Here is a 24,062-nt window from a genome sequence, read left to right on the forward strand (position 1 = left end):
TGCTGCAGGCCGCCTTGAAAGACCGTGGGTCCGGGCTCAGTGGGTCACGGTCAACAGCACCTGGTCCGCACTGGAATCGCCGCTGCGCCACTCGGTCTGGGTCGCCGCCGGCGGCGCGAAGCTGGCCATGGCTTGCACCAGTTTTTCCACATCGCTGTCGTAGAGGGTGTAACCCTCGGCGGTCCTGATGCGCTCGATGTGGTTGTCGCTGCCGCTTGCACCACCGACGTACCAGTCCTTGATGGTGATCTGGTCCTGTCCGCCCAGGACGTCGATCTGCAAGTCATTGCCCACGTGCCGGAACCACAGGCTGGTCTGCCTGATGTCGGTGAACTGCAGCGTATCCAGGTTGCCCTTGGTGGCATCGTTGTCGGCCACCAGGTCCTGGCCATCTCCGCGGCTGAAGACGTAGGTGTCGCTGCCGGCCTGGCCTACCAGCGTATCGTCGCCACGGCCGCCGGTGAGGATGTTGTTGCCGCGATTGCCGACCAGCTGGTTGTCCAGCGCATTGCCGCTGCCGTTGAGGCTGGCGTCGGTCATCTTGATCGGTGCCACCGTGATGAGCGCATTCGCGCCGTCGACATTGGCCGCGTAACGCAGCTGCTCCATGGTCAGGAAACGGCACATGTCGCTGGCATTGCCCTGCCCGGAATCGGTGATGTAGACGCCTTGGGCAACGCCCGTGGCCTCATCGCAAACCATGCCGGTCAGCGTGATCACGTGATCGCTGCGTACCGGGCTGCCGTTGTCGCCATGCCCCCACAGCCGTGACGAGCACACGCCGATGATGGCGCCGCGGCCTGCCTGCAGGGCATCCAGCAGCTTCTGCTCCTCATAGCTGGTGAACATCTGGTGGGCCACGTGATAGCTGTCCAGAATCTGGCTGCGTTCGTAGACATTTGTCCCGCCACCCATGCCGCCGGCATTCTTGGGCGTGCACCAGCCCATCTGGATCGCGCGACGCAGCACATCGGGCTCGCTGACGGACTGTCCGGCGATGGTCAGCAGGTTGGCGATGCTGGCCTCGCCACAGGTGCCATCGTAACCCGCGATATCGCCGCCCTGGTCGTAGTCGAGGTGGTAGTCATGCGGCGCGCCATAGACCAGCACCGGCTTGCCGTCCATGCTGGCGCGCTGCGGTGTGCCCGCGTCCAGCAGCACCAGATTCTCGACGTTCTCCCCGAGGGTAGTGCTGATGCGGGAGTAGACGGTATCGATACCCTCGCCTGCCAGTTCGATCACCTTGTCGCCGGGGTTGTCGATGAAATAGCTGTCGCTGCCCTTGCCCCCGATCATGGTATCGGCACCAGTAGCGCCGTCGATGACGTTGTCCTGGCTGTTGCCCACGATGAGGTTGTCCAGGCCATTGCCACCGGCGTTGTAGTTGCCACCGTCGAGCAGATGCAGTTCTTCCACGAACTCGGTCAGCGCATAGCTGCTGCCCGCCAGCACCGTATCGTAGCCACCGTTGTCGCGCTCCAGCACCACATCGCCGGGACTGCTGACGACGTAGGTATCGTTGCCGCTGCCGCCTTCCATGTGATCGTTGCCGGCCCCGCCATCGAGATAGTCATCGCCTCCGGCGGTGATGAGGGTATCGTCGCCGGCGCCACCATGGAGCTTGTCGTTGCCCACCACGCTGGCCGGCAATGGTTCCAGCCAGTTGGCGCGGATGTCGCTGCCAACCAGGTAATCATTGCCGTCACCGCCGTAGAGGATGTCGTCACCATTGCCCCCGGTCAGCTGGTCGTTACCTTCTTCGCCATGGAGCTGGTCATTGCCCTCGCCGCCATAGAGCTTGTCGTTGCCGGTGCCGCCCCGGAGCTGGTCGTTGCCCCCATTGCCCATCAGGCTGTCATTGCCCGCTCCGCCGAAGATCACATCGTCGTCCGAGGGAAGGACCGTCAATCCGAACAGGGACGCGTTGCCGATATCGTTGCCCATGAGGGTGTCATCGCCATCGCCCCCATACAGTCTGTCATTGCCCCAGCCTCCGAACATGCTGTCATTGCCCGCACCGCCATCGATGAGATCGTCACCTTCGCCGCCGGAAAGCTGGTCATCGCCGTCTTCGCCATAGATCCGATCATTGCCGCCGAAGCCGTTGACGCTGTCGTTGCCATTGCCTGCCCAGAGGATGTCGGCCCCGTTGCGGCCAAAGACCTTGTCGTCGCCGTCACCGGCCAGCAGGGTGTTCAGCCGTGCCGGATCGATGCCCAGCGCGTAGTCCAGTCCGTTGTTGCCGGCGCTGAGCAGGTCGGCACCATCGGTGCCGATGAGAGTACCCGGCGCACTGCTGACGATCTTGAACTGGTTGACCCGGAAATTGATCACCCCGCCGCCGGGCAAAGACATGCTGTTGTCGTTGTCGCGCAGGGTGCGGTAGTTGCTGGGCGGGACTGGCGGATTCTCCTCGGGCGCACTGGCCTGCAAGCGCGCATTGCCGGCAGTGAAGATGCCGTAATCAGTGGCCCGCAGTGCATCGCGTTGCACTCGCTGCAGGGCATCGGCCAGCGCGCTGATCTCGCCGGGCTGGCCGATGCCGTCCTGGTTGGCATCGGACCAGGCCATGAGGCCGGACAATTCCGCGCCACTGAGTTCTCCGTCCCGGTTGCCGTCCAACGCTGCCAGCTGAGCCGCAGTCACGCCTTGCAGGCGCGCATCGAGAATGCGCCAGCTGCGATCGCTCACCTCATTCCTGGAATCGGCCTCGCTCACGTGGCCTTCGCTGAAGGCCTGCTGCGGCAGGAAGCTGCCCGGATCGAAGCGGCCCGCCTTGCGATAAACGGCGGGCGCATTGGAAGAATCCTCCGGTGCGGACGCGGAGGCAGACGTTGAGGCCGATGCGCTGGCGGGTGCTGTCGTTCCGTCACGTGTGACGGTTGCGGGCAAGCTCGCCAGCGGCATCAACACGGGGCAGTAGAGATCGATGGGACAGAGCATCACCTGGCCATCCAACAGAACGGGCACATACACAGGAACCGGCTGCCCCGTCTGCACCGACACCGGGGCCGGCGCGACCGGACAGGCGGGTGCCAGCACCGCAGGGGACATGGCCAGGGGCCGCACGCTCTTGGGCGCAGGGGCTGCCGGCGACAGCGCCACCAGCGCCGCAAGGGAGGGCGTGGAAGTGGCCGTGGCAGCGGCGGTGGCGGTGGCGGCCGGTGCGCCGGCCATCCCGGCAGCCGTGCCGCCGGCCGTCTGGGTAGATGCGACAGAGATCGCACCGGGTGTGAGCGCTGTCTTCTCGGGCAGCCCATGTGCCACTGCAGCCTCAGTGACGTCCACCGATGCAAGAGATGAAGGCGGCGGCGGCAGCGGTCTGGACTCGCCGGGCATCGGGCCAGGGCTCCTGCCCGCAGCCTTGCTCGCAGCAAGCGGCGCGGAAGTGCTGCCCGTGCTCGTCGCGGAAAATGCCGCCCACAGCAAGCTGTGCGATGGCAGACCAGCGTTGTCCGATCCCCTGACGGCGAACTCGGCCGGGCTCAGCGCCACGGCTTCCGCCTTCTTCGCCATGGGCGGTCCGCCAGCGCCAAGGAGAACCGCTGGCGCTGCCGCCCGCGTCTTGCCGGACAGGTGCGCCAGCAGCTTCTCAGGCGTCACCAGCGTGATGACAGGCAGGATATCCTTGCGGTGTTCGTTTATTGTTTTCATGTTGTTTTCCCTGAGCGGAGTGCAGCCGATGCGTGGAGGCGGGGCAAAACGTCCGTCTTTCCTCCCTTCGTGGTCCGGGGTGCGCAGTGACCGGCGCGGCGACATGCCGCAGCTCTGTTGTCACTGCAAGCTTGCCCTCCCCAGGGCAGCTTCCGTCGGCGGACGACACATGGTGTCAACCCGGCCACTTTTGCTGAAAGACAAAACAGTTTTGCCCCGTGGCAATTCAACCCCGGCACAGCTTCCCCGTAAATCGCACCAAAGGGCCGCCATGCCGCTGAAAATGGCGGTCCCCGCCCCATGCGGCTTGCAGGCCAAATGAAAGTTTTTTCCGCGCCGCAGCGCGCAAAGCGCCACCCCATGCGACATGCAACGCCAATCAAATAGATCAAGCGGAAACGATATGAAGATTTCTGTCCGTGGACGGCGCGCACGAAACTTCACCTAGGTACAGAACGAAGCGAGCATATTTTCATTTTTGAGACACATCGCCGCGCTACCACGAATGCTCTGCCCGCCGCAATACTCCAGAATCCCAATGTGACGAATGCGCCCTTGTGCTTTACCCTGCGATTCAGTAGATTGGCGAAAAAAATGAAAGTCCGAGAGCCACCCTCGAAGGTGCTCCGAGACAACGGAGACGGAAATCAATCACCCTGCCCCTCGCCGCCCGCAGACCTGGTTTGCGGCGCCGATGAGCGTCTTGCTTGCCGTTTCCGGATGTTTGACAGGCTGGTGCGAAATTTGCATCGTCTGACACAAAACAACAGGAGCCCGCGCCATGCATGCCGACCATTTTTCCGTTCATGCCGAACAGTTTTCGGATGTGGACCAGCAAGCCAGTACGCTCACCGGATGGGAGCAGGAGTACCAGCAACTGGGCAGTGGCCGTTTCGTCGGCGCACTGGCCATGGTGCAGACCGACGAGTTCTGCTTCATCCGCGAGACCACCAACACCGCCCTGCACGAACGCATCGTGCCGCCGCCCGAGCAGATGGTCATCGGCATCTGCAACACCAGTGCCCAAGGCCACCTGCTCAACGGCCGGCCGCTCACGCAGGACCAGTTGATCGTGCTCGATGGCAGCCGGGCGCACCACATCCGCACCACCGGTCCGATCGAATTGCTGGGCATCTCGGTGCAGCGCGAGCTGTTCCTGTCGCAGCTGCACGAGCAGGATGAAGCCAGCGTGCGCAAATGGCTGGACCTGTCCGTGCTGCAGCTCGACGCAGCCACGGCGGGCATGCTGCGCCATTACTTCTCGGTCGCCTTCGATCTCCTCAACACGCCAGCGGGCAAGGCCACTCGGCCGATCAGCCCGCGTGCGCTGGCTTCCACCGCCATCAGCAACGTGGCGCTGGCGCTCTCGCTGAACCAGGGCCATCACGAACTCGAATCGACCCTGCCCTCGCGCCAACGCCGCGAACGCATCGTGCAGAACGCCATCGACTACATGCGCACGCATGCGGGCGAGGAGATCGGCATCCTCGATGTGTGCCGCGCCACCCACGTGAGCCGCCGCACCCTGCAATACTGTTTCGAGGAGCGGCTCGACATCTCGCCGCTGCAGTACCTCAAGGCGCTGCGCCTGAACGCGGCGCATCGCGAAATCAAGCGGCGCAGTGGCGAAGAACGCGGCCACGACACCATCGGCAACCTGGCCGCCCTGTGCGGTTTCAATCATCCCAGCCGCTTCGCCTCGGAATACAAGAAGATGTTCGGCGTCCTGCCTTCGGAAACGGTCATCAAAACGGCTGCACAATCCTGAGTCTGCCGGCACAGTCCACATTGGTAACGCCGGTTACCAATACGGACTGTGCCGCTGCCCTGGGCAATTTTGGGGCAGAGGTCTAGCCATTTTTGGCAAAGCTGCCCTGTCTTGGTCCACCTCCTCCATCGTCCACTCTCATTTGCACCCGGAGCACGCATCACCATCTGCGCGTGCTCCGGGCAAGCCCGCCTCAAAATACGAGCTTTTCCCACAATAAAATCGACCAATTGGTTGATTAATATTGTTTCCGGCAACAATCCTGTTTTTGTCACTGGTCAATTCAACGGTAAGGGAATAATCCGCTCTATTCTTCGACCCTGATCATCGTGCCGGAAAAATCAGGCAGCCTCGCCCTGCAAGCCTTTTTCACAGCCGATTGCAGCGGGTCCGTCTGGTTTTGCACCATCCCCTTCGGGCGTCCCTCCCGAAAATTGCTAAAAGCGGCTAACAGTACCGAGGTGGCCCCTTCTACATTCTCCCTCGTCCACTGCTCCCAAAAAAAACACCTATTCAGGACAACGCCATAAGCGAGTCAATTTCCCTGTGCGTCAGCGTTTTGTCAGACATGGGGCCCAGCCCGAACGGGTTGTGGCAATAGGAAAGGCCTCCACGCCTTGGGAGCGGTCCGCCATCCGGACTGCGCGGCAGCGCATCCGGCCAACGCACACCCGCATCACAACAAGGGAGAACAGCAATGAAGGTCATCCACATGAGCGCCATGGCCCTGGCGCTGGCTGCCACGTTCGCGCAGGCCGCCACGCCCGCCGACCTCGGCGGCAGCCTCACGCCGCTGGGCGGCGAGAAAGCCGGCGGCAACGGCGTGCCGGACTGGAAGGAAGACAACGTGGTCCTGCCCGGCTGGTCCTACGGCAAGCTGCGCCGCGATTTCTTCAAGTACAAGGACGAGAAGAAAACCGAGACCATCGATGCCTCCAACGTCGACAAGTACGCCAGCAAGCTCAGCGCCGGCCAGGTCGCACTGATCAAGCAGATCAAGGGGTACAAGATGGATGTCTATCCCAGCCACCGCTACTGCAGCGCTCCCGATTTCGTGGTGGAGAACACCAAAAAGAACACCAGCGCCAAGCTCGGTGCCGATGGCTGGAGCCTGGCCGAGGCGGTGGTGCCGGGCATTCCCTTCCCCGTACCCAAGAGCGGCGAAGAGGTCATGTACAACAGCAAGATGCGCTATCGCGGTGTGACCCTGGAATGGAAGTCCACCATCACCGCCGTCTCACCGCGCAAGGGCAGCAGCGAATGGATCAAGGCCGGGTCGCAGCAGACCATGTTCTTTCCCTGGGCCGCCAAGGGCAGCGTGAATCTCTCGACCCTGCCGCCGGTGGAGTACTACACCTACTTCGCCTACAACTCGCCCACGGCGCTGGCCGGACAAGCCTTGTCGCTGACCACCTTCCTCAACCAGGCCGGCGGCGAAACTTTTTACTATTTCCCCGGCCAGCGCCGCGTGCGCCGCATGCCCTCCTACGCCTACGACTCGCCGCAGATCGGCATGGAGAACCAGTACACGCTGGATGAGCCCATGGTCTTCAACGGCACCATCGACCGCTTCGACTGGAAGCTGGTCGGCAAGAAGGAAATGTACGTGCCGTATGGCAGCTTCGGTGCCACCGACTTCAAGGCCAAGTTCGAAGACGTGGCCGGTGACGAGTCCATCGCCGAAAGCGCCCGCCGCTACGAGCTGCACCGCGTCTGGGTGGTGGAAGCCACGGTCAAGGCCGGCGTGCGCCACCTCGCGCCCAAGCGCACTTTCTATGTTGACGAGGACAGCTGGAACCTGGTCGCCGCCGATGATTACGACGCACAAGGCAAGCTGTGGAAGCACCGTGAAGCCTACGTGATCCCGGTCTATGAGACCGGCAGCTGCGACCAGGCCGGCTTCGCGCAATACAACCTGGCCGAAGGCCGCTACGTGTTCGACCTGCACGCGGCCGGCACCGGCAAGGACATGGCCTGGGAAGTCGACGGCAAGGGCAATCCGCGCGCCAAGGCCAGCTTCTACAGCGCCGACAACCTGCGTGCCATCAGCGATCGCTGAGCGGTCCTGAGACGGCATCCGCAACGGGAGAGGAACAACAATGAAAAATCATCTGCAAACCAGGGTCATCGCATTGGCCGCCGCCACGCTGTGCAGCGGCGCGGCACAGGCCATCACCTTCGAGGGTGAGACGGTGTCCGGCAATTTCGATTCGACAGTCTCGCTGGGTGTGGGCGTGCGCGCCAGCAAGCAATCCTGCGGCCTGATCATCGGCAGCAGCGGCGGCAGTGCAGCGGCCGCCTCCGGCCCCAGTGCGCCGGGTGGCTGTGCCGATGCACTGTCATCGCTCAACGACCAGGGCGACCTGAACTACAACCGGGGCGACCGCTTCACCACCTATCTCAAAGGCACCCATGAGCTTTTGCTCAACATGCCGGAAGACGTGAAATTCCTGGGCCGCGTGAGCTGGCTGCGCGATTACTCGGCCACTCGCAGCACCGGCAACATCAGCGGAGCGAATACCACCGGCCGCGCGCTGTCGGATGACGCCACCAATGAATTGCATTCCAAGGTGCGCCTGCTGGACCTGTGGGTCAGCAAGTCCTTCGACCTGGGCGAGGAACGCGCCCGCATCCGCGTCGGCAATCAGGTGGTGAACTGGGGCGAGAGCCTGTTCATCGCGGGCGGCATCAACCAGACCAATGCCATCGACCTGATGCGCCTGTCCAATCCGGGCACGCAGTTGAAGGAAGCCATCCTGCCCGCCCCGATGGTCAACTTCGCCACCGGCCTGGGCCGTGGCTTCTCGGTGGAAACCTATGTGCAGCAAGGCTGGGAAAGCAATTATTTCCCGCCCGTGGGCAGCTACTGGTCGACCGCCACCGTGGGCAGCGGCGCCGATGCGCTGGGTGTGCCGGTCACCGGACGTCCGCGCTCCACCGGCCAGTACGGGGTGGCACTGCGCTATACGCCGCCGGGTGCCGATGTGAACTTCGGCCTGTACGTGATGAATTACCACGACAAATCGCCCGTGCTGTCGACCGCCAATACCGCCAGCGGCCTGGGCTATTCCTATCTGGAAGACCGCAAGATGGTCGGCCTCTCGGCCAATTTCCCGCTGGGCAACTGGGCCATCGGCACGGAACTGTCGTATCGGCCGAAGGATGCGGTCTCGCTCAACGGTTCGGTGCAGAACGCCAATGGCGGCCTGTGCCAGACCAATGGCAAATGCTACATCGAGACCGAGAAATACCAGCTGGCCATCACCGGCATGCTCAGCCTGACCCCCAGCGAACACGGTGCCGTGCTCAAAACCCTGGGGGCTGATACCGCCACGCTGATGGTGGAAGCGGTGGCCATCAAGTATCCCAACCTGAAGAACGCGTATGGCGGGATTCCGGTCGCTGCGGGCCTGTGGGGCTGGGGCTATGACACCACCGCCAATGCCAGCAACACGCTGGCCAATGGCGGCAATACATCCGGCGTGGGCAGCGCGACTTCGTATGGCTACAACTTCGACTTCAGCTGGGTCTACGATGGTTCGGTGATCCCGGGCTGGCAGGTCATCCCCGAGATCTACTTCTTCCATGCCGTGAAGGGCCGCACGCCCAATGCCACGGCGACTTTCATGGAAGGCGCGAAGATGGCCAACTTCACAGTGACCTTCACCCAGAACCCGGCCAAGTGGCAGGTGGCGCTGAACTTCGCCAAGTTCTGGGGCGGAGCCAGCGTGTTCGATCAACCGCTGCGTGACCGCAGCTTCTATGGCATGACCATCAGCCGCAACTTCTGAGGCAGCGCGCCCGGGCCCTCCACGGTCCGGGCGCATTGACGTGCAATCCCGTTTTGCTTGAAGCCGCCTGCGGGCGGCCCGTGTTTTTGAACTCCGACCCGAGACCACCGCACCATGGCCAACGCCCCTTCCCTGTTCAGCCTGGATAGACTCGAAGCCAGCCTGTTCCGCCTGCGCATTCCCATCCTGGCCCTGCTGCTGGCCTTCACCGCCGTGCTGTCGTATTTCGCGCTGCAATTGCGCATGGACGCCGGCTTTGAAAAACAGATGCCGACCCATCACGAATACATCGACACCTTCAAGCAATACCGCGATGACGTGCTCGGCGCCAACCGCCTCAACATCGTGCTGCGCGCGCGCAAGGGCAGCATCTGGACCAGGGAGGGACTGACCCGCCTGTCCGAAATGACGCAGGCCGTCATGTTCCTGCCCAACATCAGCCGGCTCGGCGTGCAGTCGCTGTGGACGCCCAACACCTTCGTCAACGAAATCACCGAGGAGGGTTTCCGCGCCGACCCCGTCATTCCCGGCACCGTGATTCCGTCGGCGCTCACGCCGGAGACCATCGAGCAGATCCGCAATACGGCCGTCAATGGCGGCTTCGTCGGCACCCTCATCTCGCGCAACCAGGACAGCGCCATGATCGTGGCCGAGATCAACGAGTTCGATGCCAAGGGTGACAAGGTCGACTATCTGGCCTACAACAAACTGCTCAACGACCTGCGCGCGAAATACGAGAACGCCGACTTCGAAGTGCAGATCATCGGCTTTGCCAAGCAGATCGGCGATGTGGCCGATGGTGCCGAAGGCGTCCTCAAATTCTGCGCCATGGCCCTGCTGCTGACTACCATCGCGGTCTACTGGTATTGCCGCTCGCTGCCCTTCACGCTGCTGCCGGTGGCCTGCTCGCTGGTGTCGCTGGTGTGGCAGTTCGGCACCCTGCGCCTGCTCGGCTACGGGCTTGATCCGCTGGCGGTGCTGGTGCCCTTCCTGGTATTTGCCATTGGCGTCTCGCATGGCGTGCAGCAGATCAACACCATCGTGCGCGGCATTGCCAGCGGCCAGTCCTGCGAAGCGGCGGCCCGCGCCAGTTTCAAGGGCCTGTTGATTCCTGGCGTATTGGCGCTGGTGACGGCGCTGGTGTCCTTCGTCACGCTGGTGATGATCCCGATTCCGATGGTGCGCGAACTGGCCATCACGGCATCCATCGGCGTGGGCTACAAGATCATCACCAACCTGGTCATGCTGCCGCTGGCGGCCTCGCTGCTGAAGGTCGGCAAGACCTATGCCGACAGCGCCATGCGCGCCCAGCAGGCCAGAGGCCGCTGGCTGGCCGTGCTGTCACGCTCGGCGCAACCGCGCGTGGCGCGCAGCATCGTCGTCATCACCCTGCTGGTGCTGGCCGGCTCGGCCTGGTACAGCCATGACCGCCTGGTCGGCACGCTGCAGCCGGGCGCACCGGAACTGCATGCCGACGCACGCTACAACCGCGATGCCCGCTGGATCGCGGACAATTACGGCAACGGGCTGGACTGGCTGACGGTGATCCTGTCGACGCCCTCCAATTCGTGCGACAACGTCAGCTTCGGGCGTTATCAGGATCAGTTCGATACGGTCATGCGGCACGTGCCCGGCGTGCTGTCCGTGAGCTCCTTCGCCGACCAGATGAAGATCTATAACGAGGGTTACAACGAGGGCAATCCAGCCATGTTCACGGTGCCGCTGGATGCCGCCAACTATGCCGCGCTGGCGGTGGAGATCGGGCGTGTACGCGGCTTCCTCTCCAAGGACTGCAACATGCTGGCCAGCCACCTGTTCCTGGCCGACCACAAGGCCGCCACCATCAATGGCGTGATCCAGGCGGTGAAGGCCTATCGCGACCAGCACAAGCTGGCCGGACTGGAAATCCGCCTGGCCGCAGGCAACGCGGGGGTGATCGCGGCCGTCAACGATGAAGTGGAAAAGTCCGAGCTGCCCATGATGCTCTACGTCTACGGCGCCATCGTGCTGCTGGTGTTTGCGGTCTATCGCGACTGGCGCGCCATCATCGCCTGCTGCCTGCCGCTGACGGTGGCTACCTTCATCGGCTATGCCTTCATGAAGCAATTGCAGATCGGCCTGACGGTAGCGACGCTGCCCGTGATGGTACTGGCCGTGGGCATCGGCGTGGACTATGCCTTCTACATCTACAACCGGCTGCAACTGCATCTGGCCGCTGGCCTGCCTATTGAACAGGCGCTGCACAACGCAATTCAGGAAGTGGGCATCGCCACCATCTTCACGGCCATCACGCTCGCCATCGGCGTGGCCACCTGGTCCTTCTCCGATCTCAAGTTCCAGGCTGACATGGGCAAGCTGCTGGCCTTCATGTTCCTGGTCAACCTGGTCATGGCGATGACCGCCCTGCCCGCCTTTGCAGTGGTGCTGGAGAAGATGTTCCCGCGCAAGTCGCCCATCAAGCTCAACAGCGCCCTGGCGCACTGATTACCGATCGCAAGGACGAGTCATGATTTATTTCCGCAAACATTCTGTGGCGCTGGCCTTGGCCCTGCTGGCCGGTGGCGTCTCCCATGGCGCATTCGCTCAGGCCGGCGCAGCGGTCACGCTGTCACCTGCGCGCTCCGATGCGCATGCCCTGCACAACATGATGCTGGGTGCGACCCGTGCCGGCAGCCGCATCGTGGCCGTTGGCGCCTATGGCTACATCATCCTCTCCGACGACGGCGGTGCCAGCTATCGCCAGGCCGACAAGGTACCGGTCGATACCACGCTGACCTCGGTCAGTTTCGCCGGCACCGAGCAGGGCTGGGCGGCCGGCCACGGCGGCGTGATCCTGCACACCGCCGATGGCGGCAAGACATGGGCCCTGCAGCGCAGCGACACCAGCGTGGACCAGCCACTGTTTTCGGTCTGGTTTGCCAATGCCAATGAGGGCTGGGCGGCCGGCCTGTGGTCGCTGCTGCTGCATACGCGCGATGGCGGCAAGAGCTGGCAGCAGGTCAAGCTGCCCACGGCACCGGGCCAGCAGCGCGGCGACCTGAACCTGCTGCACATCTTCCCCGGCCGCGATGGCGCGCTGTTCGTCGCGGCCGAGCAAGGCGTGCTGTATCGCTCGCTCGATGGCGGCCAGCACTGGGAAGCACTGGCCACGGGCAGCAAGGCTTCGCTATGGAGCGGCGTGGTCACTGCCTCCGGGGCCATCATCGTTGGCGGCCTGGGCGGCAAGCTGCTGCGCAGCGAGGATGGCGGCCAGCACTGGGAAGCACTGGCCTCGCCCACCAGCGGCTCCATCACGGCCCTGCGCAGCGAAGGCAATCAGGTCATGGCAAGCTCGCTCTCCGGTTCGCTGCTGGTGAGCGAGGACGACGGACGACAATGGCGCATCAAGGCCGTGGCACGCGATGCGCTGACCACGCTGGAATTGCAGGATGGACGGGCCGAGCGGCCGATTGCGTATGGCAAGGGCGGGCAGGCCAAGCTGGAGGCGAGCGTGACGCGCTAAGCTTTCCCACTGGGGCGCGCACGCATCATGTCGCGTCGGGCATTAAAAAAGGATATCCACGGATATCCTTTTTTTGATACAACACCGTACGGTTATTTTTTCAAACTGATCACTTGCGGCTGCGTCACCCCCTTCAATCCCTCCTGCCCGAATTCCAGTCCCCACCCCGAACGCTTGTTGCCGCCAAAGGGCACCATGGGATGGACCATGCCGTGCTGGTTCACCCACACCGTCCCGGCCTGCAATCGGGTAGCCACTTCGGCAGCGCGCTGCGTATCACTGCTCCACACCGACGCGCCCAGGCCGACGTCGAGCCGGTTGGCATTGGCGATGGCCTGCTCCAGATCGCTGTAGCGGATGATGGGCAGCACCGGTCCGAACTGTTCTTCGTCCACTAGCCGCGCACCATCGCAGATATCGGTCACCAGCGTGAGCGGATAGAAATTGCCCGGGCCGTCCGGCAGCACGCCGCCGCAGACGATGGTGGCCCCCTCTTCACGGGCACTCTCCACCAGCGCCGCCACCTTCTTCAATTGCATGGGATTCTGTACCGGCCCCATGGCGATGCCGGGCTGCAAGCCGTCGCCCATGGGCGTGGCCGCAATGATGGCCTTGAGCTCGGCCACGATCCGGTCATGCAGCGCATCGGGCACGTAGAGGCGCTTGGCACAAGCGCAGGTCTGGCCCATGTTGAGGAAGGCGCCCCAGAACAGGCCCGGCGCAATCGCCTTGGGATCGGCATCTTCCAGCACGATGGCCGCATCATTGCCGCCCAGTTCCATGGTGGTCGGCGTGAGGTTGCGCGCGGCCGCTGCAACGATGCGCGCACCGGTCGCACCGGATCCGGTGAACATGATCTTGTTGACGTTCGCATCCTCCACCAGCAGGGCGCCCACGCTGCCATCGCCGCTGACGGTATTGAGCACGCCGGCCGGCAGTGCTTCCGCAATCACGCGCGCCAGTTCCAGGCCGCAGACGCTGGTGTATTCGGAGGGCTTGAGCACGACCGTATTGCCGGTATAGAGCGCCGGGATGATCTGCCAGATGGAAATCATCAGCGGCCAGTTCCAGGGTGCGATGGCGGCGATCACGCCATAGGGCTTGCGATGCAGTTCGTCGCGCCGGGTCTCGTCCTCGAACACCACTTCCGGGGCCAGTTCCAGGCTGGCCGTGGCGCGCGTCCAGGCCTCGCAGCCCCATAGTTCGAAGCGCGAGCCCGGCACCTGATCCGGACCGACGCCACCCAGCGGGCGGCCCTGTTCCTGTGTCACCAGCGTGGCGAGCCGTTCGGCATTGGCAGCGATGGCATCGGCCACGCGCTCCAGGTGCTCGCGCCGCTGCGCCAGTGACAAGGCTGCCCAGCCCGGCTGCGCCTGGCGTGCGGCGGCTACCGCTGCCGCAACCTCGATGGCATCGGAGTGCGGGAAGCGGCCCATGACCTGGCCGGTGGCGGGATTGTGCGAATCGAGCAGGCGGCTGCCCGTGCGCAGCTGGCCGCCGATGATATTGGATGCGATATGCATGGAGTCTCCTTGTGAAAAAAGACCGTCGGGCCGGAGCACGGACGGTCAAGCTTTGCCGGCTTGGGGAAGCCTTATTTCTTCTTGTTCAGGCCGAGGGTCGGCGTCTCGTCGAAGAAGTTCCAGGGCTTCAACAGGACGTGCACCCATTCGGTGGGCATGATGGGCCACTCTTCGGCACGCGCCACGTGGGTGGTGCCGGTGGTCAGCCAGACCACATCGTCCTGGTTGACGATGGACTGGTTGTCCTTGACGAAGGCACCCAGACCGGTGTCCTCGTGCGAGCGGTTCGGATACTTGCCTTCCGGGAAGCGCTGCTGCGGGTCGTAGCGGGTCACCCACAGCTGGCGGTCCATGAAGCTCAGGCGCTTGTTGAGCCATTCATCGGGCGAGAAGTTGGCGCCCTTGGCAATCGGGTGCGTACCGCCCGCATAGGGAATCAACTGGTAAGAGACCGGATTGCCGACCTTGTTGAACTTGTTGGGGTTGCTCAACAAACGAATGGTCGATGCATCGAATTTCTGCGCCGCCTGCTGCTCGGTCTCTGCGGTGCGCTGCACGGTCTGCATGGTGCTGCTGCGCGGGCCGCCCCGGGTGTTGGGCAACACCACCGGATCAACTTCGGTGAGCGAATTGCCTTCCCCGTCGATGTCCAGATCGAGACGGAAGTTGTAGATGTGCTGGTGCGTGGTGCCGACGATGTTGTGATCGATCAGCGTGCCGTAACGGGTATCCTCGGCCGCGCTGGCGTCACGCATGGTCGAAGACTTCACGCCCTTGACCGCTTCGATGCCGGTGGCGCCGGCATTGATGCCGATGGTGCCATTCTCGGCAAAGACCCAGTCGAAGATGTAGTCGTAATTGCCGACCGTGCTGATCCAGCGGATCACCAGTTCACGCCGCTCTACCGACAGATTGGGCTGGCCGTATTCCTGGTGCTTGAATTCCGGGCCGGCATAGCGTTCGAAGACGCCAATGGCGCGCGGGATGGTGCGCGGCTTGCCGCTGGTGTCGGCCAGCGTGGCATCGAGCAGCACCACGTTGTCAGGCGCATCCTTGCCACGCTCGATGGGTGAGGTCAGCGTGCCCATGCCGTATTCACCCGAATCCAGGTAAGCCTTGAAATACCAGCCCACGTCCGGATCACCGTAAGGCACGATCATGCCGCCCAGCGAACCCTCGTACATGATCTGGCGTTTCTTGCCGTGGTCGTTGTAGGTGACGGTCGAGAACATCAGGCCGACGCGCGAATCCAGCTTGAAGTGCATCTCCCAGTTGCGCCAGCGCAGGGTGTTGCCGGTGATGGTGTAGTTCTTGCCCTCGGGCTCGCTGATGTCCAGCGGCTTGGGTGGCGGGACCAGTGCGCGGCCGCTGCCGTCGTAGCCGGTCGGTTTCATCGGCACCGGGATCACGCCATTGTCTTCGATCTTGATGACTTTCTTCTGCACCAGATCGACCACCGCCACCAGGTTTTCGATGGGATGCGCCCAGTAATTGCCGTCGCCGACATCCAGGTAGCTGACCACCTTGAGCAGGCGGGCATCTTCCTGCAGGGCATCCTTGCCGCCGAAGTAGCCCACGGTCAGCGGGGTGGCCACCACCTTCTTGATGTCGGTGATGCCACGCCTGGCCAGCGCCTGGGCGTAGTCGGGGCTGGTTTCCATTGCGTTTTGGACGGTGGCGAAGTCATCCACCAGCACCATGCCGTGCACACCGGTCTTGGGCTCCCAGCGCGTCACGCTGCGTTGACCCAGATCCACCGTGCCTTCGATCACCTGGCTGCCATCGAGCAGGGTGAAATCGGCGCGCCGGGCAAAGGCCAGGCCGCGTTCGCCGAGGGCGAATTTCCAGACCTGCTCCTTGGGCGGTTCGGCCACCGTGATTTCGGTAAAGCGATAGGTCGGCTGCCAGCGGCCGCTGGCTTTCAAGATGTCCAGCGTGGCGTTGATCTCATCGGCGCTGAGCGGGTTCAGCGGATGCGGCACGGACTCGATCTGGAAAGTCTTGTCCAGGCTGGGCGCAAAGACGGTATTGATGAATTCGTCGGAGACATAGGGCTGTCCGTTCTTCATCACCAGCGGCACCGGCAGCTTCACGCTCTGGCCGTTGACCAGCGCGGTCGTGGCGCGCGGCTTGACGCGTACGGTCACGCTGTTGCGCTGGATGGTCCACAGCCCCGCATAGGCATCCCAGCGCACGGTAGCGCCGAAATCTTCCAGGGTCTTCTTGAGCGGCAACATGTGCGCGGCCGCTCCATGGGCGGCGGCCGGCAGCGGCGCCAGCAAGGCAGTGGCCAGGCTGGCTACGGAAAGCGTAGACAAGACCGCCTTGCGCAGCAGGCGGGAACGGAAACGAGTGGAGGTCATGGTCGGAACGTGTCGGTGTGGAACGGGTGTGATGGATTATTGCGTTCCCTTCCCGCAGCGGCGTAGCCCGATTTGGCAAACCTGCGCGCCGCACGAGGTCCTGCGGCGCGCGCAGTCTGCGCTCTCTTCCCGCATGCAGCCTTTCTTTGCCCCTGATGTCTCCGGATCGCACCGCTCAAAAGCAAAACAGCCCCCGCACTGCGGAGGCTGTTTTGCCGTTTTCGGCTATGTTTTTCGGCGCTCTCAGAACTTGTGGCGTAGCCCGATACGCAGGACATTCTGGCTGCTGTCGTCCGCCGGTGCCGACGAATAGGCCGCGCTGATGACGCCGGGATTGAGCACGTCGCTGGCCGACTGGCGGCTGGCCATGGCGTAGAGGTCGGTGCGCTTGCTGAAGAAATAGTCGATGCCGATATTGAACTGCGTGGTGTGTCCGCGCGTAGCACCACCGCTGGCGCGGGACAGATCGGCACGGTCATGGATGACGCTGCCCAGCAGGTGCAGCTTGGCGTCCATCGCGTAATCCACGCCGACGTCGAACACATTGGCGCGGGTAGCGCTGGTGATGGCCACCAGTCCGCTCGCCGCCAGCGGCTGCTGGGTCGAGCGGCGCACCTGTGACCAGGCCGCGAACAGCTTGGCCGGACCGGCCTGGTAGCTGGCCCCCAGGGTGAAGGTCTTGAGGTCGGTATCACCGGCACTGGACGGCGGCGTATCCGCGGCCAGCTTGCTTTGGTAGTAAGCGGCACCGATGCCGGCATTGCCGCGCCGATAGTTGGCTCCGACGCCGAAGGCTTGTCCCGCCGAAGTCTTGCCTGCGACCTCGCCGAAGCCGTAGAACAGGCTGCCGGTAAAACCCTCCATCTCGGCCGTATCGAAGCGCAGCGAATTGCTGGTCCGTGCGCCGGTCAGGCGATCGAGGCTGTTGAAGTGACCGGCACGCACACCGCCACCCCCGAAAATCTGGAAGGAACTGTATTGCAGACCAATCTCCTCCAGGTAATCGGTCTGGCGGCCGATGGTCAGGGTGCCGTATTGACTGCTCAGGCCGACCACCGACTTGCGGTCGAACAGGCTGCCCGGCGTGGCCATGGCACCGTCGTCAGCGGAGAATCCGTTTTCCAGCTGGAAGATGGCCGCCAGTCCGCCGCCCAGTTCCTCGCGGCCGCGAAAGCCGATGCGCGAGGCCATGGCGTCACCGGAGTCGACACTGACGCGACTGTTGTTGCCGGCACCGACCTTGCTGGTATAGACCAGGCTCATGTCGATGACGCCATAGACGGTGACGCTGGAAGTCTGGGCCTGGGCATATTGGCTGGCGTTGAGCAGCCCCAGGGCGGAAAGAGTGAAGACGAGTTTTTTCATGAGAAGCGTGCCGCACGCGGCATGGTGCAGAAAACGTCAAATCATCCCGGGTGCTTTCTGCCGGGTGGAGGGAGGACAATGGCACTGGCCGGGTCCAGGGAAGGCACATGGTAGGAGCCCCTTCCCCCCGCAGCAATTACCTCTTGGGATAGTGCCCGCGCGGGTCATTGCGGCTGGCGCGAAGCCTGTGCCCATGCCATACTTGCGGCGGCCCGCTGACGCTTTTTGCGCAGTGGCGCGCAAGTTCGGTACACTGCCCTCTTCCAACCTTGCCCTCGCTGGCCTGACCTGATTTGAACAACGCCGCCACCTTCCGCCTCGAACCGTCCAGCCCGCCTGTGCTGCACGTGGAAGGCGACTGGACCTTGCGCAACTACCGCGCGCTGTCGCACCAGATCGCACAGCAGCGGCCGGCGGTAGACGATCAGCTGGTGCTGACGTTTTCTGCACTGACCGCCTTTGACACCGTGGGCGCCAAGCTGCTGGTGGATCTGCTGGGCGTGCCCGCAGCCTTGCGCCAGACCGGCGAAGACAGCAATCTGCCGCGCGCCTGGCGCGGCCTGCTGGCCGCCGTGGCCGAGGCCAAGGCGATCGCCATGCCCAAGGCCGCCCCGCCGCCGCAGGCCTGGATTACCGACATGCTGGAACGGGCCGGCGTGGCCACCCTCAACCTGCGCGCCTGTTCGCGCGGCCTGCTGGGTTTTGCCGGACTGTGCCTGCAGACCTTGGCGGCCTCGTTCTGGCGTCCTTCGCGCTGGCGCTTTACGGGCGTAGTGGCCCAGGTGGAACAGACCGGGCTGGACGCGGTCCCCATCGTCTCCCTGCTGACCTTCATGGTGGGTGCCGTGGTCGCCTTCCTGGGGGCGACCGTGCTGGCCGATTTCGGCGCCAGTCTTTATACGGTGGACCTGGTGGCCTTCTCCTTCCTGCGTGAATTCGCCGTCCTGCTGACGGCCATCCTGATGGCCGGGCGCACCGCCAGTTCCTTTACGGCGCAGATCGGCTCAATGAAGGCCAACGAGGAAATCGATGCCATCCGCGCCCTTGGACTGGACCCGATCAACCTGCTGGTCCTGCCGCGCATCATCGCGCTGCTGATCTCCATGCCGCTGCTCACCTTCATCGCCATGATGTCGGGCCTCTTCGGCGGAGCCATGGTGTGCGCGCTGTCGCTGGACATCAGCCCGACCATGTTCATCGCGCTGCTGCAGCAGGATGTGAGCATCCGCCACTTCGTGCTGGGCATGGTCAAGGCACCGCTGTTTGCCTTCGTGATTGCCATCATCGGTTGCAACGAAGGCTTCAAGGTCAGCGGCAGCGCCCAGTCGGTGGGCCAGCACACCACCTCCAGCGTGGTGCAGTCGATCTTCGTGGTGATTTTGCTGGATGCACTGGCGGCCCTGTTCTTCATGGAGATGGGATGGTGACCCCGGCGCACGACGATCAGGCCGTCGAAGCGATCATCGACGTGCGCGGCCTGCGCAACCAGTTCGGACCGCAAGTGGTCCATGACCAGCTGGACCTGCAGGTGCGGCGCGGTGAAATCCTCGGCGTGGTGGGCGGTTCCGGCACCGGCAAATCGGTCCTGCTGCGCAGTATCGTCGGCTTGCAACGTCCTGCGGCCGGACAGGTGAAAGTGTTCGGACAGGATCTGTCTGCACTGTCCACCGAAGCACGTTCGCAGTATGAGCGTCGCTTCGGCGTGCTGTTCCAGCAGGGCGCATTGTTCTCTTCGCTGACCGTGCTGGAAAACATCGCGCTGCCCCTGACCGAATACGGCGGACTCGATGCCGATGAGGCGCGTGGGGTCTCGGCCATGAAGCTGGCGCTGGCCGGTCTGCCCATTGCCGCCGGCGACAAAACTCCGGCGGAACTTTCGGGCGGCATGATCAAGCGCGCCGCGCTGGCCCGTGCGCTGGCGCTGGATCCGGACATCCTGTTCCTGGACGAACCGACCGCCGGCCTCGACCCCATCAGCGCCGCCGCCTTCGACCGCCTGATCCTGACCCTGCGCGATGCGCTGGGTCTGACCGTGTTCCTGGTCACCCATGACCTGGACACCCTTTATGCCATCTGCGACCGTGTTGCCGTGCTCTCGGCCAAGCGCGTGCTGGTGGCCGACCGCATCGAGACCGTGGCGGCCTTCGATGATCCGTGGATACGGCAATACTTCCAAGGCCCGCGCGGACGGGCCGCCAGCCAGGCCGCACTGCGTGCTTCGGCCACCCCAACGCATCAAGGAAACGCCTAATGGAAACGCGTGCCCATCACGTCCTCATCGGACTCTTCACCATCCTGGTCGCCCTGGCGGCACTGGTGTTCTGCCTGTGGCTGACCAAGGTCGGCCAGGACCGCGACGTCGACTACTACACGGTCATCTTCAACGAGGCGGTCAGCGGGCTCTCGCGCGGCAGCCCCGTGCAGTACAGCGGCATCAAGGTGGGCGACGTGGTCGGCCTGAGCCTGGACCCGGCCGACCCGCGCAAGGTGCGCGCCCGCATCCGTGTGACCGGCAAGGCGCCCATCAAGGAAGACACCGGCGCCAAGCTGGCCCTGGCCGGCATCACCGGTACCGCACTGATCCAGCTGACCAATGGCTCGCCCGAGAGTCCTCGGCTGGAGTCCAAGGATGGCAATGACCCCATCATCATCGCCTCACCCTCGCCGCTGTCGGCACTGCTCTCCAACGGCGAGGACCTGCTCTCCAACGTCAATGAAGTGCTGCTCAATGCCAAACAGTTCCTGGCTCCGGAAAACGCGCGCCGCTTGAACCAGACCCTGGCGCACCTGGAACAGCTGACCGATACCCTGGCCAACCAGCGCGGCAACGTCGGCACCGCCATGCAAGAACTGGCGGCAGCGGCGCGCCAGGCCAATCTGGCCATGCAGTCGGCCAACCAGTTGCTGGCCACACGCGGCAATGACGCCATGGGCAACCTGCAGCAAGCCATGCGTTCGCTGGCGGCCAGCAGCCAGCAGATCGAAAAGCTGATCCAGCAGAACCAGGCCGCCCTCAACAACGGTGCCCAGGGCGTGGCGGAGATCGGGCCGGCCATTACCGAACTGCGCAGTACCCTGGCCTCGGTGCGGGCCATCAGCCGCAAGCTGGAAAGCAATCCCGGTGCCTACCTGCTGGGCCAAGACAATCTTCAGGAATTCCAACCATGATGACCCCGCTCCTGCGCACCGCCCTGGTGGCCGCCAGCCTGGCCCTGACCGCGTGTTCGATTCTTCCCAAGTCCGATCCGCTGGCGGTCTATCGCCTGCCGCCGCTGGCTTCGCCGCATGCGGCGAGCACCGGCACGCCCTATCGCGCGCTGCGCATCGCCACTCCGGCGGCCAGTCGCAGCATCGACAGCGAACGCATCCTGGTGCTGCCTGAAGGCGATGTGGTCAAGTCCTATGCCGGCGTGCGCTGGAGTGATCCGGCACCGCAGTTGCTGCGCGACCGCCTGCTGGATGCTTTCCAGGCCGACGGACGTTTCCCGCGCCTGTCCGGTGACAATGCCAACATCGCGGCCGAGGTTGAACTCGATGGCGCACTCAACGCCTTCCAGACGGAATATCGCAACGGCGCGCCCAGCGTGGTGATCGTCTATGACGCGCGACTGGTCGACACCGCCACGCGCCAGCAACTGGCGGCGCGGCGCTTTGCCGTCGTGGAAGCGGTGGCCGGCAGCAAGGTGCCGGAAGTGGTCAGCGCCTTTGGCAGCGCCTCGGCGCGGTTGGCGGGCGAAGTGGTGGCGTGGGCCGCCACGGTGCGATGAACGAATTTTCCGGACGCGCCATTATCCGAACGTAGCATGGGCAGGCGCACGAGGCTGTGGCAATCTGACCGGTATTTTTCTTGCGGATCGGAAAGCAGCCATGGACAAGTTGCAAGCGATGGAAACCTTTGTCGCCGTGGTCGAGAGCGGCAGCTTCGTGGCCGCCGTGGAGGTGACCGGCCAGTCCAAACCGGCGGTCTCGCGGCAGGTTTCGGAGCTGGAACAGTTCCTCGGCATCCGCCTGCTCCACCGCACCACGCGGCGACTCTCGCTGACCGATGAGGGCCGCGTCTACTTCTCGCGCTGCAAGGAATTGCTGGAATCCATCCAGGATGTGGAGAGCGAAGTCGGGCTCAATTCCGACCAGGCCTGCGGACGGCTGCGCATCGGCGCTCCGCAGGATTTCGGCGTGGAGCAACTGGCTCCGCTATGGGGCAAGTTCACCGAACAGAATCCGCTGATCACGCTCAACATCACCTTGTCTGACCGCACCATCGACCTGCTTGAGGAAGGTTTCGACATGGCCATCCGCATCAGCACCCTCGGTGACAGCCGCATGGTGGCGCGGCCGCTGGCACCGGTGCGCATGATTGCCTGCGCCTCGCCGGCCTTCCTGCAGCGGCACGGTACGCCGGTGAGTCCGGCGGAACTGCGCGACTATCCCTTCATCTCCTACAGCTACCGCAACGGCGGCGATGAGTGGCATTTCAAGCATGAGCACGGCGACACGTGCACGGTGCGCGTACGCTCCACCGTCTACGTCAACAATGGCGCTACCTGCCGTGCCATGGCCGTGGCCGGCCAGGGCATCGCGATCCAGCCGGACTTCATCGTCAACGCGGCAATCCAGTCCGGTGAACTGGTGGAATTGTTCGAAGGCTGGAGCACCGGCGAACAACTGGTGGTGCATACGCTCTACCCGACCCGCACGCATCTGCCGCCCAAGGTGCAGCGCATGCGTGATTTTCTGGTGGAGCAGTTCAAGGTACCGCCATGGTGCCCGAAGCAAGTAACTTAAATTTAAATTATTTAGTTCATTCTCAATTTCCGGTCCAGCGCAGGAACAGCGGCATGAGCACCGGCACCAGCACGGCGGTGAAGACGCCATTGAGTCCCATGCCCAATCCGGCAAAGGCCCCCATCTCCGCACTGACCTGCAAGGCCCGCGCAGTACCGATGCCATGCGAGGCCACGCCCAGCGCGAAGCCGCGCACCGGATGGCTGTCGATCCGCAGGAAGTTGAGCACGTAGCGCGCCAGGACCGCGCCCAGGATGCCGGTGCAGATCACCAGCACGGCGGTCAGCGACGGCAGGCCGCCGAAGCGTTCCGAGATGGCCATGGCAATCGGCGTGGTGGCCGACTTGGGTGCCATGGAAATGACGATGTCGCGCGAGGCCCCCATGGCGTAAGCGATCCCGACCGCCGAGACCACGGCCGTCACGGAACCAGCGGCCAGTCCCAGCATCAGCGGCAGCACTGCGCGGCGGAAATTGTGCCACTGCTTGTAGAGCGGCATGGCCAGCGCAACCGTGGCCGGTCCAAGCATGAAATGCACGAATTGCGCGCCTTCGAAATACGTCTTGTAGGGCGTATGCGTGATGCCCAGGATGCTGACCACGATGACGATGGCGATCAGCACGGGATTGGCCAGCGGGTGGTAACCCAGCCGCCGGTAGATCCACAGTGCCACGAGATAGGCCACCAGCGTGGTCGTCAGCCCCAGCAGCGGCGAGGCCGCCAGGTAGACCCAGACATCGGTCAGACGGGCCAGGCCGTGCATCAGTGCGACTCCTCATCGTGATCCGGCTGGCGTGCCGCAGAGAAGCGCTTCATCGCCGCATTGGTCACCAGCGCGCCGACGCCGATGGCCAGGACCGTGCTCACCACCAGCGCCACCGCGATGGCCGGCAGATCGCCTTTGAGCTGGCCGGCAGCGGCAATCACGCCGACGCCGGCCGGCACGAACAGCAGCGACAGGTGCTGCAGGATGCCCCATGAGGTCGGCTCCATCAGCTGCGCCAGGCGTGAAGAAGAGAGAAAGGCGATCAGCAACAGCAGCATACCGATCACCGGACCGGGAATGGGCAGGCCCAGCAATTGCGCGGTGCCTTCGCCCAGGCATTGGAAGACCAGGAGGATGGCGAGGGGGGTGAGGTTCATGGGCGGCCAATGGTGATGGAAGTGGCAGACAATCAAAAAATGCGAGGAAAGCGGATTGATTTCACGATGTCGCTGCCAGACCAGGCAATTTGCGCGAGCATGCGCCTCTCCCACCCAAGGAGTGACATCATGCGCACACAAGCACCCAGCAAGGCAGGCCTCTATACT

The 24,062-nt window shown here is 63.8% G+C and carries 16 protein-coding genes; 10 read left to right on the forward strand and 6 right to left on the reverse strand.

Annotated elements, in window-relative coordinates; all coding sequences use genetic code 11:
• Positions 1 to 36: 36 nt before the first annotated feature.
• Positions 37 to 3,654 carry a calcium-binding protein gene (locus tag E2K99_RS26095; protein ID WP_276321798.1) on the reverse strand — a complete coding sequence of 1,206 codons (3,618 nt, stop codon included), beginning with the start codon at positions 3,652 to 3,654 and terminating at the stop codon, positions 37 to 39.
• 781 nt (positions 3,655 to 4,435) lie between these two features.
• Between E2K99_RS26095 and E2K99_RS14740 the strand changes: the two genes are divergently transcribed.
• From E2K99_RS14740 to E2K99_RS14760, 5 genes are all read left to right on the forward strand, one after another.
• Positions 4,436 to 5,422, forward strand: coding sequence for a helix-turn-helix domain-containing protein (locus E2K99_RS14740; protein WP_134222713.1), 987 nt, complete (start codon positions 4,436 to 4,438; stop codon positions 5,420 to 5,422).
• 697 nt (positions 5,423 to 6,119) lie between these two features.
• A complete protein-coding gene (locus E2K99_RS14745) occupies positions 6,120 to 7,481 on the forward strand; it encodes a DUF1329 domain-containing protein (RefSeq protein WP_134222714.1) in 1,362 nt (453 codons plus the stop codon).
• Between the two features lie 40 nt (positions 7,482 to 7,521).
• On the forward strand, positions 7,522 to 9,213 hold the full coding sequence (locus E2K99_RS14750) for a DUF1302 domain-containing protein (protein WP_134222715.1): 1,692 nt from the start codon (positions 7,522 to 7,524) through the stop codon (positions 9,211 to 9,213).
• 114 nt (positions 9,214 to 9,327) lie between these two features.
• Entirely contained in the window at positions 9,328 to 11,697 is a 2,370-nt protein-coding gene (locus tag E2K99_RS14755; RefSeq protein WP_134222716.1) for an efflux RND transporter permease subunit, read from the forward strand.
• Positions 11,698 to 11,719: 22 nt separating this feature from the next.
• Entirely contained in the window at positions 11,720 to 12,715 is a 996-nt protein-coding gene (locus E2K99_RS14760) for a WD40/YVTN/BNR-like repeat-containing protein (protein ID WP_134222717.1), read from the forward strand.
• Between the two features lie 92 nt (positions 12,716 to 12,807).
• Here the strand turns inward: E2K99_RS14760 and E2K99_RS14765 are convergent, their stop codons facing one another.
• The 3 genes from E2K99_RS14765 to E2K99_RS14775 all read right to left on the reverse strand — a co-directional run bounded on the left by E2K99_RS14765 (position 12,808) and on the right by E2K99_RS14775 (position 17,966).
• Positions 12,808 to 14,238, reverse strand: coding sequence for an aldehyde dehydrogenase family protein (locus tag E2K99_RS14765; RefSeq protein WP_134222718.1), 1,431 nt, complete (start codon positions 14,236 to 14,238; stop codon positions 12,808 to 12,810).
• 71 nt (positions 14,239 to 14,309) lie between these two features.
• Positions 14,310 to 16,601, reverse strand: a complete 2,292-nt coding sequence (gene tynA / locus E2K99_RS14770) for a primary-amine oxidase (protein ID WP_134222719.1) — start codon at positions 16,599 to 16,601, stop codon at positions 14,310 to 14,312.
• A gap of 243 nt (positions 16,602 to 16,844) precedes the next feature.
• Positions 16,845 to 17,966 carry a porin gene (locus tag E2K99_RS14775; RefSeq protein WP_134222720.1) on the reverse strand — a complete coding sequence of 374 codons (1,122 nt, stop codon included), beginning with the start codon at positions 17,964 to 17,966 and terminating at the stop codon, positions 16,845 to 16,847.
• Positions 17,967 to 18,259: 293 nt separating this feature from the next.
• Here E2K99_RS14775 and E2K99_RS14780 point away from each other — a divergent pair, with 293 nt between their 5' ends.
• From E2K99_RS14780 to E2K99_RS14800, 5 genes are all read left to right on the forward strand, one after another.
• Entirely contained in the window at positions 18,260 to 19,393 is a 1,134-nt protein-coding gene (locus E2K99_RS14780) for an MlaE family ABC transporter permease (protein ID WP_134222721.1), read from the forward strand.
• Positions 19,387 to 20,217, forward strand: a complete 831-nt coding sequence (locus E2K99_RS14785; RefSeq protein ID WP_134222722.1) for an ABC transporter ATP-binding protein — start codon at positions 19,387 to 19,389, stop codon at positions 20,215 to 20,217. Before E2K99_RS14780 ends, E2K99_RS14785 begins: the two co-directional genes overlap by 7 nt.
• Entirely contained in the window at positions 20,217 to 21,134 is a 918-nt protein-coding gene (locus E2K99_RS14790; RefSeq protein ID WP_039785481.1) for an MlaD family protein, read from the forward strand. The genes E2K99_RS14785 and E2K99_RS14790 overlap by 1 nt, the downstream gene beginning before the upstream one ends.
• Positions 21,131 to 21,733: an ABC-type transport auxiliary lipoprotein family protein gene (locus E2K99_RS14795; protein ID WP_085946222.1), complete on the forward strand. Its 603-nt coding sequence runs from the start codon at positions 21,131 to 21,133 to the stop codon at positions 21,731 to 21,733. Before E2K99_RS14790 ends, E2K99_RS14795 begins: the two co-directional genes overlap by 4 nt.
• Positions 21,734 to 21,833: 100 nt before the next feature.
• The gene (locus E2K99_RS14800) at positions 21,834 to 22,751 is read left to right on the forward strand and encodes a LysR family transcriptional regulator (protein WP_134222723.1); all 918 of its coding nucleotides are present in this window, start codon (positions 21,834 to 21,836) and stop codon (positions 22,749 to 22,751) included.
• A 22-nt stretch (positions 22,752 to 22,773) separates the two neighbouring features.
• On the opposite strand, the gene E2K99_RS14805 is transcribed toward E2K99_RS14800, so the two are convergent.
• Positions 22,774 to 23,514: an LrgB family protein gene (locus E2K99_RS14805; protein WP_034339613.1), complete on the reverse strand. Its 741-nt coding sequence runs from the start codon at positions 23,512 to 23,514 to the stop codon at positions 22,774 to 22,776.
• Positions 23,514 to 23,894 carry a CidA/LrgA family protein gene (locus E2K99_RS14810; RefSeq protein WP_134135926.1) on the reverse strand — a complete coding sequence of 127 codons (381 nt, stop codon included), beginning with the start codon at positions 23,892 to 23,894 and terminating at the stop codon, positions 23,514 to 23,516. Before E2K99_RS14810 ends, E2K99_RS14805 begins: the two co-directional genes overlap by 1 nt.
• Positions 23,895 to 24,062 lie beyond the last annotated feature (168 nt).

The sequence above is a fragment of the Herbaspirillum huttiense genome, from assembly GCF_004367745.1.
Taxonomy (GTDB): Bacteria; Pseudomonadota; Gammaproteobacteria; order Burkholderiales; family Burkholderiaceae_D; genus Herbaspirillum; species Herbaspirillum huttiense.